Origin of the sequence: Streptomyces sp. NPDC048590, from assembly GCF_043199535.1 — a bacterium.
Taxonomy (GTDB): Bacteria; Actinomycetota; Actinomycetes; order Streptomycetales; family Streptomycetaceae; genus Streptomyces.
In genome coordinates this window covers 129856-144393 of sequence record NZ_JBICWC010000014.1, presented here as the reverse complement: position 1 = coordinate 144393, position 14538 = coordinate 129856, and the positions used below count along the sequence as shown (strand labels likewise).

Here is a 14538-nt window from a genome sequence, read left to right as displayed (position 1 = left end):
CCGCACCACCCCAAACGACGACGTCGGCCTTCAAGACCACAACCAGGTCTCGAAGGCCGACGTCACGCGAGGCCCCGAAAAAACCAACAGCATCCGTTCACACGGTCCGGGGCCACTCGTCGCTACGGGGGACGCGCCGGGCTCAGAGCTCCGTGCGCCCCGCCTCCGCGGCCTGGGCGGCGCTCTGCGCGGCCTTCCGGTCCTTCTCGGCCTGCTCCTCCGCCTCCATCTCGGCGAAGACGTCGATGGGCGGCGGCGCCTTGGCGAGGAAGACCCAGGTCAGATACACCGCGAGCAGGAACGGCGGGATCTTGAGCGCGACGAGGACCCAGCCGAGCTGGGTGGTGTCGGCCCACCAGTAGAGCGGGAAGAGGATCGCGCACTTGGCGAGCAGGATGAGGCCCCAGGCGTAGCTGGCCTTGGCGTACGCCTTCTTGCGCCCCGGGTTCCTGGTGCGCCAGGAGAGGTTCTCCTTGAAGACCGGGCCGAGGATCAGGCCGATCAGAGGCACCCCGGCGACCGTCGTGACGAGGTAGGCGAGGGCCAGTCCGAGCGTGTAGATCATGCCCGGCAGGTAGAAGTCCTTGGCGTTGCCCGTCATCTTCGCGAAGAGCACACCGAACGCCACGCCGAAGACGCCGCTGAAGGCGTGCTTGACGGTGTCCTTGCGGAGCAGTCGCACGACGACGAGGAGCAGGGAGACGGCCAGTGCGGCGATCGCCGAGGCCGTCAGGTTCTTGTTGATGGTGAAGATCGTGACGAAGAGCAGCCCGGGCAGGACTGTCTCCACCATGCCCCGCACGCCGCCGAAGGCCTCGAAGAGCGCGGCTTCCGTGACCGCCTTCGCGTCGGCGTCCTGCTGGTCGGTGCGGTGGGGCTGGTCCGTGTCGGACGTCGGCTTGTCGAGAGACGTCACCGGCTACTCCTTGCCGAGCGGTCGCAGTTCGTATTTGGGGTTGAACAGCACCCGGCGCCCGTGGCTGACGGCCACGCGTCCCGAGGCGATGAGCTTGCGGCCCGGTTCGATGCCGACGATGGACCGCCGGCCCAGCCAGACGACGTCGAGCGGCGCGGTGCCGTCGAAGAGTTCCGCCTCCAGGGCGGGCACTCCGGCCCGCGGGCGCAGGGTGACGGTCCGCAAGGTACCAGTGACCTTGACGATCTGGCGGTCCGAGCACTCGGAGATACGGGTGCACCCCGATGCGTGCGAGTCCTCCCGCAGCTCCTCGGACTCGAGGTCCTCCTGGGAGCTGGACAGGCGGTCGAGCATGCGGCGGAAGCGGCCGGACGGCCTGGAAGCCCTGCCTGACTTCTCGGATCGGGGAACAGCGCTCATACCCGAAGGGTACCGGTCTCCCGTGGCCGAGGCGGGCCCCCACAAACACCACCCGAACGAGCTAATCCCCATCAGTCCGGAACTCTTCACCCTCGCTCGAAGCGGTATCCCATCCCGGGCTCGGTCACGAAGTGTCTGGGGTGCGAGGGGTCCCGCTCCAGCTTGCGGCGGAGCTGCGCCATGTAGACCCGCAGATAGTTGGTCTCGGTGCCGTACGAGGGTCCCCAGACCTCCTGGAGCAGCTGCTTCTGGCTGACGAGGCGCCCCGCGTTCCGTACGAGCACCTCCAGCAGGTGCCACTCGGTGGGGGTGAGCCGTACGTCTCGGCCCTCCCGGTGGACCTTCTTCGCCGCGAGGTCGACGGTGAAGCCCTCGGTCTCCACCATCACCACGTCGTCCCCGCCCTCCGGTCCGGCCGGTTCCGCGCGGCGGACGGCCGCGCGCAGCCGTGCCAGCAGCTCGTCCATGCCGAACGGCTTGGTGACGTAGTCGTCGGCCCCGGCGTCCAGGGCCTCCACCTTCTCGTCGGAGGTGTGCCGGGCGGAGAGCACGAGGATCGGGACCCGGGTCCAGCCGCGCAGGCCCCGGATGACCTCGACGCCGTCCATGTCCGGCAGTCCGAGGTCGAGGACGACGACGTCGGGATGGCGCGCGGCGGCCAGCTGCAGCGCCGTCGCCCCGTCGGGCGCCGCGTCCACCTCGTACTTCCGCGCCTTCAGGTTGATCACGAGGGCACGAACGATCTGCGGCTCGTCGTCGACCACGAGGACCCGGGTCATCGCGGACCTGCCTTTCCGGAATACGTGAGCGGGGAGTGGGCCCCTGGAAAGGGGCCGGAGGCGGGATGGTCCCCGGGTCTCATGAGGTGAGGTGTGCGGGCGGTACGGGGCCGGCCCGCGTCTGCCCTCCCGCGGCGGTGAGGGTGAGGACCATGGTGAGCCCGCCGCCCGGGGTGTCCTCGGCGTCCAGGGTGCCCCCCATGGACTCGACGAAGCCCCGGGCGACGGCGAGGCCGAGACCGACCCCGGCGCCGCGCGGTGCGTCGCCGTACCGCTGGAAGGGCTCGAAAATGCGTTCCTTGGCCTCGTCGGGGACTCCGCGGCCGCGGTCGGCCACCCGCAGCTCGACGCGTTCGCCGAGCGTGCTGGCGGCCACGGTGACGCGTTCCCGCCCGGGGCTGTACTTGACCGCGTTCTCGACGATGTTGGCGACGGCGCGCTCCAGCAGTCCCGGGTCGACGGCCACCATCGGCAGCGTCTCCGGGATGTCCAGGTCGACGCTTTCCTCGGGTACGCCGCCGAGCGCCATGGGGACCACCTCGTCGAGGTCGATCTCCCTGATCAGCGGGGTGACCGTGCCGGTCTGGAGGCGCGACATGTCGAGCAGGTTGCCGACCAGGTGGTCCAGGCGGTCGGCGCCGTCTTCGATGGCCGCGAGGAACTCCGCCTCGTCCGCGTCGGACCATGCGACGTCGTCGGAGCGCAGCGAGCTCACGGCGGCCTTGATGGCCGCCAGCGGGGTACGCAGGTCGTGGCTGACGGCGGCGAGCAGTGCCGTCCTGATCCGGTTGCCCTCGGCCAGGCGTCTCGCCGCCTCCGCCTCCCCCACCAGGCGCTGGCGGTCCAGCACGACGGCGGCCTGGGCGGCGAACGCCCCGAGGACCCTGCGGTCCTCGGCGGGCAGCACACGGCCGGACAGCGCCAGCGCCATGTGGTCCCCGACGGGCATGTCCACGTCCGCGTCGTCGGGCCGGGTCACGGGCGCCGGTCCCACGGATCCGGCGCAGGTCCAGGGGTCGACGTCGCTCCGCCGCTCCAGGAGCGCGACGGACTCCATGGCGAAGGTCTCGCGGACCCGGTCGAGCAGGGCGTCCAGGGCGGTCGCACCGTGCAGCACGCTGCTGGCGAGCGCGGAGAGGATCTCCGACTCGGCGCGGAGGCGGGCCGCCTGGTGGGTACGGCGGGCCGCGAGGTCGACCACGGAGGCGACCGCGACCGCCACCGCGAAGAAGATCACGATGGCGACGAAGTTCTCCGGGTCCTGCACGGTCAGGGTGTGGGTGGGCGGCGTGAACCAGTAGTTCAGCAGGAGGGACCCCGCCGCGGCCGAGGCGAGGGCCGGTGCGAGACCGCCCAGCAGTGCGGCGGCCACGGTCAGGAAGAGGAAGAGCAGGACGTCGTTGGCGAGTCCGGGGCCGTTCTCCATCCCCTGCAGCAGCAGCGTCAGGAGGGCGGGCCCGGCGACGCCGGCCAGCCAGCCCCAGACGATCCGGGTACGGCTGAGCCGCGCCCCGCGCGCGATGGGCAGCCCGCGCCCCTTGGCGACCTCGTCGTGGGTGACGATGTGCACGTCCAGGTCGGGCCCCGACTCGCGGGCGACGGTGGCGCCCACCCCGGGCCCGTAGACGTACTGCCAGGTCTTGCGGCGGCTGGAGCCGAGGACGACCTGGGTGGCGTTGACGCCACGGGCGAAGGCCAGGAGCGCGGTGGGTATGTCGTCGCCGATGACGTGGTGGAAGGAACCGCCGAGGTCCTCGACGAGGGTGCGCTGCACCGCGAGCTCCTTCGGTGAGGCCGAGGTCAGTCCGTCACTGCGGGCGATGTACACCGCCAGAATCTCGCTGCCGGAGCCCTTGGCGGCCATCCGGGAGGCCCGGCGGATGAGGGTGCGGCCCTCGGGGCCGCCCGTCAGTCCGACGACGATGCGCTCACGGGCCTGCCAGGGGGCGCTGATGTCGTGCTCGCCCCGGTACTGCTGGAGGTACTCGTCCACCCGGTCGGCGACCCAGAGGAGGGCGAGCTCACGCAGGGCGGTGAGGTTGCCGGGGCGGAAGTAGTTGGACAGGGCGGCGTCCACCTTGTCCGGCTGGTAGACGTTCCCGTGCGCCATGCGCCGTCGCAGCGCCTGGGGCGACATGTCGACGAGCTCTATCTGGTCGGCCCGCCTCGCCACCTCGTCGGGGATGGTCTCCTGCTGCCGCACCCCGGTGATGGACTCCACGACGTCGCCGAGGGACTCCAGGTGCTGGATGTTGACGGTGGACACCACGTCGATGCCCGCGCGGAGGAGTTCCTCGACGTCCTGCCAGCGCTTCGCGTTGCGGGATCCGGGCACGTTGGTGTGGGCCAGTTCGTCGACGAGCGCGACCGCCGGTGCCCGCCGCAGGACCGCGTCGACGTCCATCTCGGCGAAGACCGCGGAACGGTACTCGATCTCGTGGCGCGGGACCTGCTCCAGGCCGTGGAGCAGGACCTCGGTGCGCGGCCGGTCGTGGTGTTCGACGATCGCGACGACGCAGTCCGTGCCCCGTTCCACCCTGCGGTGGGCCTCGGCCAGCATCGCGTACGTCTTGCCGACGCCGGGTGCCGCACCCAGGTAGATCCGAAGCTTGCCGCGTGCCATGGCCCCATTGTCTTCTCTGAACGGGCTTCCGCCGACACGGGAGCCGTTCACGAAGTTACCCCGCGAAATTCGGGCATATAGGACATGGGTCGTGCGAGGGGGTCCGTATTGACGCGATTCTGATGGGGCGGCCGCCGGGGCCGGTCCTCACGTCTGCGGGTGTTCCACGATGTGACCGTCGCTGAGTTCCAGGACCCGGTCGGCGAAGCCGAGCAGCTGCGGGTCGTGGGTGGCGACGAGCACGGTGACGCCCTCACCCCGTACGACCGCGCGCAGCAGCTGCATGACCGCGAGCCCGGTCTCCGCGTCGAGCTGTCCGGTGGGCTCGTCGGCGATCAGGAGAGCCGGGCGGTTGGCCAGTGCGCGGGCGATGGCCACGCGCTGCTGCTGGCCACCGGAGAGCTCACCGGGGCGCTGCTGGGCGTGGTCGCCCAGACCGACCAGGGAGAGCAGCAGCGCCACCCGCTCCTCGCGCTCGTGCGGGTCGGTCCTGCGCAGCCGCATGGGCACGCCGACGTTCTCCGCCGCGGTCAGGATCGGGATCAGCCCGAACGACTGGAAGATGAAGCCGATCCGGTCCCTGCGCAGCTCCAGCAGACCGTCCTCGCCCAGCCCCGAGAGGTCGGTGCCGTCGACGGTGATACGGCCGCTGTCGGGGGTGTCGAGCCCGCCCACGAGGTTGAGCAGGGTGGTCTTGCCCGAGCCCGAGCGGCCCTTGAGGGCGACCAGCTCACCGCGCGGGATCTCGAAGGAGACGCCCCGCAGCGCGTGCACGGCTGCGGCTCCGGAGCCGTAGGACCGGTGCAGCTCCTCGATCCGCACCATCGGTCCGTCGGCCGGCCGTTCGGCGAGGGCCGCGCCGCTGCTCGCGTCGCTGCTCCGTGTCATCGTTCTCCCCCATGGGTGCGCGGCTGCCGTCCACGGTCGGCTCGGCAGCCGCCAGTATCCCCAGGGGGTGCCCTCCCGGGCAACGGACCGGGAAGACCGGTGGGCCGCACCCCTGTCCGGGATGCGGCCCACCTCCGGGTACGGCCCGGTCGCCGTCAGCGGACCTCGGTGATCTCCGGTCCGCGCTGGAGCTGGCCCATGCCGCCGGAGAACTTCGAGCTCTCCTGGTCCTCCTGCTGCACGCCCTCGGGCACCATCTGGGCGTCGTCGGGAAGCTTCAGGACGATCGGGTCACGCGGGGCCATCGGGCCCTCACCGCGGACCACGACGGTGTCGCGGAAGACGGTCTCCAGCAGCCCGGCGGCGTCCGGCTGCACCGCGCCCTGGCCGGAGATCACTCCGCGCAGGAACCAGCGCGGTCCGTCGACACCGACGAAGCGCACCAGCTGGACGCCGTTCTTGCCGTCCGGGAGCTGTACGGGGACCTGGGCACGCAGTTCCCAGCCGAGAGGGCCCTCGACCTCGTCGATCACGCCGCCCTGCTGGGTGATGCCGGAGGCGATCTCCTCGCGGACCTCGCCCCAGATGCCCTCCCGCTTGGGAGCGGCGAACGCCTGGAGCTGGATGGCGCTGTCGCGCAGCACGACCGTCGCGGCGACGATGGCGTCACCGGCCACCTCGACCCGGAGCTCCATGCCCTCGACGCCGGGCACGAAGATGCCGCCGAGGTCGACGCGGCCCTCTCCGGGCCTGGAGACCTCGGAGCTGTCCCACGGCCCGTCGGGCCGGGGTGCGGGCGGAAGGTTCGTGCGGTGCGAGCCGCTCTCGGCCCCGGTGTCGTCGAGCTCGTCGGCGACCTGCTCGGCCTCGCGCGCTTCGTCCGCCGAGTCCTTGGCGGAACCACTGTTCTTGCGACGTCCGAACACGTCAACGTCCTTCCCGGTCGGATACGACCGAAGCGTAGCTGTTCCCACCCTGGGTGTTACCGCCCGTGACGCCGTCCACTGCGGCGTGACCGCCGGTGGATCCGAAGCCTCCCCCGGCCCGTGCCGAGCCGGGGAGTTCCGTCACCTCGTGGAAGCGCACCTTCTCGACCTGCTGGACGACCAGTTGGGCAATCCGGTCGAACCGTTCGAACCTCACGGTCTCGCGTGGGTCGAGATTGACCACGATGACCTTGATCTCCCCACGGTACCCGGCATCGACCGTCCCTGGGGCGTTCACGAGGGCCACTCCGCAGCGGGCCGCGAGGCCGGAGCGGGGGTGCACGAAGGCCGCGTACCCGTCGGGCAGGGCGATCGACACCCCGGTCGGGAGCACCGCCCGCTCACCGGGGGCGAGTTCCGCGGCCTCGGTGGTGACCAGGTCGGCACCGGCGTCCCCCGGGTGCCCGTAGGCGGGGATCGGCACGTCCGGGTCGGTACGGCGGATGAGTACGTCGACGGGATGGCGCATCAGGGGTTCACCTCGAAGGCGCGGGCGCGCCTCAACTGGTCCGGGTCGGACATGGCCGCCTGGATCTCCTCCGGCCGTCCGTTGTCGATGAAGTGGTCGACCTTGACCTCGATGAAGAGGGCTTCCGCGCGTACCGCGACAGGCCCTTCGGGGCCTCCGGTCCGCCCCGTGGCGCGGCAGTAGATCTTCCGGCCCGCGACGGCGGTGACCTCGGCCTCCAGGAAGAGCACCGTGCCCACGGGGACGGGCAGGACGAAGTCCGTCTCCAGCCGTCCGGTCACCGCGATGACACGCAGCAGCCAGCTCAGCGAGCCGAGGGTCTCGTCCAGCGCCGTGGCCAGCACCCCGCCGTGTGCGAGGCCCGGTGCACCCTGGTGGGCGGGCTTCACCGTGAACTCGGCGGTGACGCCCACACCCTCACCGGCCGTGGTCTGGAGGTGCAGTCCGTGCGGCTGACCGCCCCCGCAGCCGAAACAGTGTTCGTAGTGGGAGCCGAGGATCTCACCGGGCGCGGGCGCGTCGGGATGCCGGACGGGCGCCACCGCGCCTTCGGGGGGTGTCAGACGTGCAGATGTTCCACTCACAGGCGCAGACCTTACCCGCGCCGCCGCCCGGGGGGCGCGCCGTGCCAAGCTTGCTTCCATGCAGCCTTCCGCACCTCCCTTCGACGAACGTCTCACCACGCCCCGCTCGTGGTGGCTCATCGCGTTCGGAATCGGCGTCGCCTGCGCTCTGATGCTCCTGCCGATCGGCCTGCTGCCCATGCTCGGCGGCCTCGTCGCCGGTACGGCCGCGGCGTGCGCGGGCGTGAGTTCCTACGGCTCCGCGCGGATCCGGGTCGTGGCCGGCGCACTCGTCGCGGGCGATGCCCGCATCCCGCTGGAGGCACTCGGTGACGCCGAGGTGCTCGACGGGGAGGAAGCGCGCGCCTGGCGCACGTACAAGGCGGACACCCGCGCGTTCATGCTGCTGCGCAGCTACATCCCGACGGCGGTGCGCGTGAAGGTGACCGACCCGGCCGACCCGACGCCGTACGTCTACCTGTCGACCCGGGAGCCGCAGGCCCTGGTGGCGGCGCTCGCGCACGTACCCGCCTGAGGGACGGGCGGCCCCAGAGGAAGCCGGCGCAGGCCCTCCGGTCCGCGGATCAGAGGCCGGGGTCGTCGAGGCCCTTGGGAAGCTCCTCGGCGGGCTGTGAGGGCTGTTCCAAGGGGGGAAGCTCCGTGAGGCGGTCCCAGGGCACCTGGTGGCGCCGCAGGTCGTTCCTGACCCGGTCGGCCAGCTTCCTGGTGTCCCGCCTGTTCATCATCGCGCCGACGGCCGCTCCGATCATGAACGGGATGAGGTTGGGCAGGTCGCGCACGGTGCGTTTCATGATCTGCTGACGCAGTTCGCGCTTCATCTGGCCGCCCAGGGCGGCGTTGAGCGTGGTGGGGCGCGAGACGTCGATGCCGCGCTCCTCCGTCCAGGCGGTGAGGTACGCCGTGCTGCGCTGCCCGAGGTTGCCCGGGGGGCGGCGGCCGTAGACCTCGTGGAGCTCGGCCACGAGCTTCATCTCGACGGCGGCGACGCCGGTGATCTCTGCCGCCAGCTCGGCGAGCATCGCCGGGGGTACGGGCATCATCGCCGCGGCCCCGATGCCCGCTCCGACGGCGGCGGTGGCGCCGCACGCGCCTGCGACGAGTTTGTCGGCGAGCTCCTCGGGACCGAGCCCCGGGAACTGCCGGCGCAGGGTGGCGAGGTCTCGTACGGGGATGCGGGGAGCCGTGTCGATGATGCGGTCGGCGACGACGCCGACGGCGGCTCTGGCGCTCTCCCTGCTCCTTCGCACGCCTCGCTTCAGTGTGTGCAGCCGCCCCGCGTTCTCCGGGGACGGCGGTCGGTCCTGACCGGCCCCCCGGGACCGGCCGTCCGCCTCCATGGCTTCGAGCGAGGCCGGACGGCCCCGCTCGTCGTCAGGTGTGCCGGGAGAGGCGTGCAGGGCGGCCTGGTGCTCGGCATCGGGGCTGTCGCCCTCTGCCGGGACTGCGCCGCCCTGTCGGGCCTCCGACGACTTGGTGCGCCGCAAGCGCCGCTTCCGGAACGGTGTGTCGCCTGCCACGGCCGACCGGCCTCAGTCGCAGTCGCGGCAGATGGGCTGGCCGTTCTTCTCGCGTGCCAGCTGGCTGCGGTGGTGGACGAGGAAGCAGCTCATGCAGGTGAACTCGTCGGCCTGCTTGGGCAGAACCCGTACGGCCAGCTCCTCGTTGGAGAGGTCCGCGCCGGGCAGCTCCAGTCCTTCTGCGGCGTCGAACTCGTCGACGTCGACGGCCGATGCCGTCTTGTCGCTCCGACGGGCCTTGAGCTCCTCAAGGCTGTCCTGATCGACGTCGTCGTCGGTCTTGCGTGGGGTGTCGTAATCCGTTGCCATGTCGCTCTCCCCCTCTTGGGTGTCTGCGGTGTCTCAGCGCACGTAACGCGTGAGAGGCCGGACTTGTGCCCGACCTGAGGCGGAGATTTTGCCTCACATCAAGGTCTGTTACTCAATCGACACCCAACCGGATCCCTCAGGAGCGATCAGCTTGGGTGGCGATGGGGACCGTACACGGTCCGATTACTGCGGTTCACGGGCGCCACCCCGTGTACTTCCCGTGATATCGCCCCCCGGAAACCCGGACGTTTCCAGGCTTTCGGGCGGAGATGCCATCACGGAGAGTAGAACTGTGGAAATTCGCTCCTGTGATCGATCACACAGGGGCGGAAGGGGAACACGGTTCGAAAATTCCGCCCAAAGCGAACAGAGTCATCGAATGCGACGTCACCACGTGAAGCCTCTCAGACCGGCAGGGTGACGCGCATCACGAGACCACCGCCCTCGCGGGGCTCCGCGATGATACGGCCTCCGTGCGCCCGCGCGACGGATCGCGCGATCGACAGGCCGAGCCCGACGCCCTTGTCGCTGCCCGTCCGCTCCGTGCGCAGCCGCCTGAACGGCTCGAAGAGGTTGTCGATCTCGTAGGCGGGCACCACGGGGCCGGTGTTCGAGACGACCAGCACCGCCTGCCCGTGCTGGAGCTCGGTGGAGACCTCCACCCAGCCGTCCTCCGCCACGTTGTAGCGCACGGCGTTCTGGACGAGGTTGAGCGCGATGCGCTCCAGGAGGACCCCGTTGCCGAGAACGACGGCCTGGGCGCGCTCGCCGCGCACCTCGACCCCCTTGGCGGCCGCCTCGGCCCTGGCCTGGTCGATGGCCCGGTCCGCGACCTCGGCGAGGTCCACGGGCTTGCGCTCGATGATCTGGTTGTCGCTCCGGGCGAGCAGCAGCAGCCCTTCGACCAGTTGCTCGCTGCGCTCGTTGGTGGCCAGCAGGGTCCGGCCCAGCTGGTGCAGCTCCGGCGACGCCTCGGGATCCGAGAGATGGACCTCGAGCAGCGTCCGGTTGATCGCCAGCGGTGTGCGCAGCTCGTGCGAGGCGTTCCCGACGAACCGCTGCTGGGCCGTGAAGGCGCGCTCCAGGCGGTCGAGCATCTCGTCGAAGGTGTCGGCGAGCTCCTTCAGCTCGTCGTCCGGCCCGTCGAGCTCGATCCGCCGCGTGAGGTCGGTGCCCACCACGCGGCGGGCGGTCCGGGTGATCCTGCCGAGCGGGGAGAGCACGCGGCCCGCCATCGCGTACCCAAAGGCGAACGCGATGATGCTGAGGCCCACCAGGGCGAGCAGGGAGCGGTTGAGCAGGGAGTCGAGCGCGTGCTCGCGCTGGCGGTTGACGCAGGCGTTCATCGCCGCGTTGAAGTCCGCCGGGCTCGCCTTCGTCGGCAGGTCGCACACCTCGCTGGTGACCTGCCCGTTCACGACCTGGAACGGCAGGTCGCTGCCCACGTTCAGGGCCTGGGCGGCCAGCATGTAGATGATCGAGAGCAGCAGGATGCCGGCGATCAGGAACATGCCGCCGTAGAGCAGGGTGAGCCGTATCCGGATGGTGGGACGCAGCCAGGGGTACGGACCGTCCTGCTGCTTGGGCTCCCACGTCGGCTTCGGAGGGGCCGTGACCGGCCCCTGGGACGCTGCCATCATGCCCTCAGATCCGGTATCCGGAGCCGGGGACGGTGACGATGACGGGCGGCTCGCCGAGCTTGCGCCGCAGGGTCATGACCGTCACCCGGACCACGTTGGTGAAGGGGTCGGTGTTCTCGTCCCAGGCCTTCTCGAGCAGCTGCTCGGCCGAGACGACCGCGCCCTCGCTGCGCATCAGGACCTCCAGGACGGCGAATTCCTTCGGGGCCAGCTGGATCTCCTGGTCGTTGCGGAAGACCTCGCGGCGGTTGGGGTCGAGCTTGATGCCTGACCGCTCCAGCACGGGCGGCAGGGCGACCGTGGTGCGGCGCCCCAGGGCGCGTACGCGGGCGGTCAGCTCGCTGAACGCGAAGGGCTTGGGCAGGTAGTCGTCCGCGCCGAGCTCGAGGCCCTCGACGCGGTCGCTGACGTCGCCGGACGCCGTGAGCATCAGCACCCGGGTGGGCATGCCCAGCTCGACGATCCTGCGGCAGACGTCGTCCCCGTGCACCACCGGGAGGTCCCGGTCGAGCACGACGACGTCGTAGTCGTTGACCCCGACGCGTTCGAGGGCCGCCGCTCCGTCGTAGACGACGTCCACGGCCATCGCCTCCCGGCGCAGCCCGGTGGCCACCGCATCGGCGAGCAGCTGCTCGTCCTCGACGACGAGTACGCGCACGGCGCAGTCCTTCCCTAGATGTCCGAAAAACGGCGAGCGGCCCTCGTTCCGGCCGCTCGCCCGCACGCCGGCGGCACCGACTGTGCGCGTCCATCCTGCCCGTTACACGCATAAACCGGCGGTAAGGCGGGTGCGACGGGGGCGGGTGCTCCGGGAATCGATCGGATTCACGGGCCAGTTGAGGTTTCCGCCCGTTCCGCGGCGGGGAGGACGGTCTCACACCCGCGATCACGCCATGCATGTGGCGTACCACAGCCCGTCCTGCTTCCAGAGGGACTGCGTGATCACCCGCACTCCGGTCCGCGGACCGGAGGACCACCGGGCACACCCCCGTGCCACCGACCCACGACGAGGGGGCGCTTCATGGACGCTTTCACCGCAGGTCTGCTGCAACGGATCAGGACCACCGAATCCGACCTCACCAAGGCTCGCGAGACGGGCGACGACTTCCTCGCGGACGTCGAGCAGGGAGAGCTTGACGACCTGCACCGCCTGGCCGCCGAGCACGGCGTGGAAATCGGCGCTTCGAGCGTCTGAGCCGCCACTGGAGGGCCTCGGGGATCCGTTGTGGATCCCCGAGGCCCTCCAGTGCGTCCAGGAGTCGTCAGGTGGGTTCAGGTCGCCTGACGGGGCGGCCTGGCGGCCTGCCGGAGCCGCCTCCGGGGCCTCAGTCGTGCCAGGCGCCGAACTCCTCGAGCAGCGCCTGCAGCGGTTCGAAGACGCCGGGGGAGGCCGCGACGGTCAGGTCGCCGTCCCCGGGCCGCCCGGGCCTGCCTCCGGTGAGGGCGCCCGCCTCCCGGGCGATCAGGTCACCCGCGGCGACGTCCCACGGGTGCAGTCCGCGCTCGTAGTAGCCGTCGAGCCGGCCGGCCGCGACGTCGCAGAGGTCGACGGCGGCCGAACCGCCCCGCCTGATGTCCCTCAGCAGGGGGATCAGGCGCTGGGCCACCGCCGCCTGGTGGGTGCGTACCTCGGTGACGTAGTTGAAGCCGGTCGACACCAGGGCCTGGTCGAGGGGTGCCGCGGGGCGGCAGCGCAGCGGGTCACCGTTCCCGTAGGCTCCGCCGCCGAGCACCGCGTGGTAGGTCTCGCCGCGCATGGGAGCCTCCACCACGCCGACGACCCGTTCGCCGTCCCGCTCGGCGGCGATGGAGACGGACCAGGTGGGAAGGCCGTACAGATAGTTCACGGTGCCGTCGAGCGGGTCGATGACCCAGCGGATGCCGCTGCTGCCCGCGGAGCTGGCGCCCTCCTCGCCGAGGAAGCCGTCGTCGGGGCGGCGCTCGGAGAGGTAGCCGGTGATCAGCTTCTCCGCCGCGATGTCCATCTCGGTGACGACGTCGATCGGGCTGGACTTCGTCGCCGCCACCCCGAGGTCGGCGGGGCGGCCGTCGCGCAGGAGGGCGCCCGCCCTGCGGGCCGCCTCCAGGGCGAGATCGAGCAGTTCGGACAGGAGTGGGTCGGTCACAGCGCTCCAGAGTGTGTCGCGGGGCCGGGCGGGCCGTGTGCGCGCCGCCCGGCGGGAGATCGGGTTCGGGGAGCAGGGACTCAGAACGGGCTGTCGGCGCCCGCCGCCGCGGGCTTGGGCGCCCTGGCCGGGCAGCAGTTCACCGCGCACAGGTCATGGGACGCGCCCAGTGCTCCCAGGGCGCAGGGGGTGGCGGCGCGGCCCTGTTCGGCGGCGGCCCGCTCCAGGACGAGCTCACGCACCGCGGCGGCGAACCGGGGGTCCGCCCCCACCGTGGCGGAGCGGCGTACCGGCAGTCCGAGCTCGGCGGCCTTCGCCGTGGCCTCGGTGTCGAGGTCGTACAGCACCTCCATGTGGTCCGACACGAAGCCGATGGGGGCCATCACGACGGCGGGGACTCCCTCGCCGTGGAGCGCCTCCAGGTGGTCGCAGATGTCGGGCTCGAGCCACGGGATGTGGGGAGCGCCGCTGCGCGACTGGTAGACGAGCCGCCACGGATGCTCGACACCCGTCTCCTCGCGGACTGCCTCCGTGATCAGTCTGGCCACGTCCAGGTGCTCGGCGACGTACGAACCGCCCTCGCCGTGGGTCTCCACCGGGCCCGAGGTGTCGGCCGCCGCCGTCGGGATGGAGTGCGTGGTGAACGCGAGGTGCGCCCCCGCCCTGACGTCCTCGGGGAACTCGGCCAGGGAGGCCAGTACGCCGTCGACCATGGGCCGGACGAATCCCGGGTGGTTGAAGTAGTGCCGCAGCTTGTCCACCCGCGGGACCGGGAGCCCCTCGGCCTCCAGCACGGACAGTGACTCCGCGAGGTTCTCGCGGTACTGGCGGCAGCCCGAGTAGGAGGCGTAGGCGCTGGTCGCGAGCACGGCGATCCGGCGGTGCCCGTCCGTGACCATCTCGCGCAGGGTGTCGGTCAGGTAGGGGGCCCAGTTGCGGTTGCCCCAGTACACCGGCAGTTCGAGGCCGTGGTGGGCGAAGTCCTCGCGCAGCGCGTCGAGCAGCGCCCTGTTCTGGGCGTTGATCGGGCTCACGCCGCCGAAGAGGAAGTAGTGCTTGCCGACCTCCTTGAGCCGTTCTTCGGGGATGCCCCGGCCGCGGGTCACGTTCGCGAGGAACGGGACCACGTCGTCGGGGCCTTCGGGACCGCCGAAGGAGAGCAGCAGGAGGGCGTCGTACGGAGCGGGATCACGCGGATCGGACATGCACCCGATCCTGCCACCCGGCGGCGACGGTGCGGCAACCGCCGTCGCCGGGGCCACGGCGCGGCGGGGCCCGTAA

General features: G+C 71.3%; 16 protein-coding genes. 2 read left to right on the top strand and 14 right to left on the bottom strand.

Going from position 1 to position 14538, the window contains the following annotated elements; all coding sequences use genetic code 11:
- Nucleotides 1-142: 142 nt before the first annotated feature.
- The 8 genes from ACGFNN_RS32300 to ACGFNN_RS32265 form a co-directional block, all read right to left on the bottom strand.
- On the bottom strand, nt 143-916 hold the full coding sequence (locus tag ACGFNN_RS32300) for a DUF3159 domain-containing protein (RefSeq protein ID WP_393561268.1): 774 nt from the start codon (nt 914-916) through the stop codon (nt 143-145).
- Between the two features lie 3 nt (nt 917-919).
- Complete coding sequence (locus ACGFNN_RS32295; RefSeq protein ID WP_362666732.1) at nt 920-1336, bottom strand: OB-fold nucleic acid binding domain-containing protein; 417 nt, start codon at nt 1334-1336, stop codon at nt 920-922.
- Between the two features lie 86 nt (nt 1337-1422).
- Nucleotides 1423-2115: a response regulator gene (locus tag ACGFNN_RS32290; RefSeq protein ID WP_362539380.1), complete on the bottom strand. Its 693-nt coding sequence runs from the start codon at nt 2113-2115 to the stop codon at nt 1423-1425.
- A gap of 79 nt (nt 2116-2194) precedes the next feature.
- On the bottom strand, nt 2195-4738 hold the full coding sequence (locus tag ACGFNN_RS32285; protein ID WP_393561266.1) for an ATP-binding protein: 2544 nt from the start codon (nt 4736-4738) through the stop codon (nt 2195-2197).
- A 147-nt stretch (nt 4739-4885) separates the two neighbouring features.
- Nucleotides 4886-5626, bottom strand: a complete 741-nt coding sequence (locus ACGFNN_RS32280; protein ID WP_393561264.1) for an ABC transporter ATP-binding protein — start codon at nt 5624-5626, stop codon at nt 4886-4888.
- A gap of 155 nt (nt 5627-5781) precedes the next feature.
- Nucleotides 5782-6552, bottom strand: coding sequence for a DUF3710 domain-containing protein (locus ACGFNN_RS32275; protein ID WP_362666739.1), 771 nt, complete (start codon nt 6550-6552; stop codon nt 5782-5784).
- Nucleotide 6553: 1 nt separating this feature from the next.
- Nucleotides 6554-7081: a dUTP diphosphatase gene (gene dut / locus ACGFNN_RS32270; protein ID WP_362539369.1), complete on the bottom strand. Its 528-nt coding sequence runs from the start codon at nt 7079-7081 to the stop codon at nt 6554-6556.
- The gene (locus tag ACGFNN_RS32265) at nt 7081-7665 is read right to left on the bottom strand and encodes a PaaI family thioesterase (RefSeq protein ID WP_362539366.1); all 585 of its coding nucleotides are present in this window, start codon (nt 7663-7665) and stop codon (nt 7081-7083) included. The genes dut and ACGFNN_RS32265 overlap by 1 nt, the downstream gene beginning before the upstream one ends.
- A 58-nt stretch (nt 7666-7723) precedes the next feature.
- Between ACGFNN_RS32265 and ACGFNN_RS32260 the strand changes: the two genes are divergently transcribed.
- Entirely contained in the window at nt 7724-8179 is a 456-nt protein-coding gene (locus tag ACGFNN_RS32260; RefSeq protein ID WP_393561261.1) for a DUF3093 domain-containing protein, read from the top strand.
- 49 nt (nt 8180-8228) lie between these two features.
- Here ACGFNN_RS32260 and ACGFNN_RS32255 read toward each other — a convergent pair whose 3' ends face one another.
- The 4 genes from ACGFNN_RS32255 to ACGFNN_RS32240 all read right to left on the bottom strand — a co-directional run bounded on the left by ACGFNN_RS32255 (nt 8229) and on the right by ACGFNN_RS32240 (nt 11789).
- Entirely contained in the window at nt 8229-9182 is a 954-nt protein-coding gene (locus tag ACGFNN_RS32255) for a hypothetical protein (protein WP_393561259.1), read from the bottom strand.
- A 12-nt stretch (nt 9183-9194) separates the two neighbouring features.
- On the bottom strand, nt 9195-9491 hold the full coding sequence (locus tag ACGFNN_RS32250; RefSeq protein ID WP_003965732.1) for a DUF4193 domain-containing protein: 297 nt from the start codon (nt 9489-9491) through the stop codon (nt 9195-9197).
- A 404-nt stretch (nt 9492-9895) separates the two neighbouring features.
- Complete coding sequence (locus tag ACGFNN_RS32245) at nt 9896-11128, bottom strand: ATP-binding protein (RefSeq protein WP_362540018.1); 1233 nt, start codon at nt 11126-11128, stop codon at nt 9896-9898.
- A 7-nt stretch (nt 11129-11135) separates the two neighbouring features.
- A complete protein-coding gene (locus ACGFNN_RS32240; protein WP_393561257.1) occupies nt 11136-11789 on the bottom strand; it encodes a response regulator transcription factor in 654 nt (217 codons plus the stop codon).
- Nucleotides 11790-12152: 363 nt separating this feature from the next.
- Between ACGFNN_RS32240 and ACGFNN_RS32235 the strand changes: the two genes are divergently transcribed.
- Nucleotides 12153-12326, top strand: coding sequence for a hypothetical protein (locus ACGFNN_RS32235; protein ID WP_362539355.1), 174 nt, complete (start codon nt 12153-12155; stop codon nt 12324-12326).
- A gap of 130 nt (nt 12327-12456) precedes the next feature.
- On the opposite strand, the gene ACGFNN_RS32230 is transcribed toward ACGFNN_RS32235, so the two are convergent.
- Both ACGFNN_RS32230 and ACGFNN_RS32225 read right to left on the bottom strand, forming a co-directional pair.
- Nucleotides 12457-13257 (bottom strand): inositol monophosphatase family protein, encoded by an 801-nt coding sequence (locus tag ACGFNN_RS32230; protein WP_393561255.1) that lies wholly within the window; start codon nt 13255-13257, stop codon nt 12457-12459.
- Nucleotides 13258-13337: 80 nt separating this feature from the next.
- Complete coding sequence (locus tag ACGFNN_RS32225; protein WP_393561253.1) at nt 13338-14462, bottom strand: ferrochelatase; 1125 nt, start codon at nt 14460-14462, stop codon at nt 13338-13340.
- Between the last annotated feature and the right edge of the window lie 76 nt (nt 14463-14538).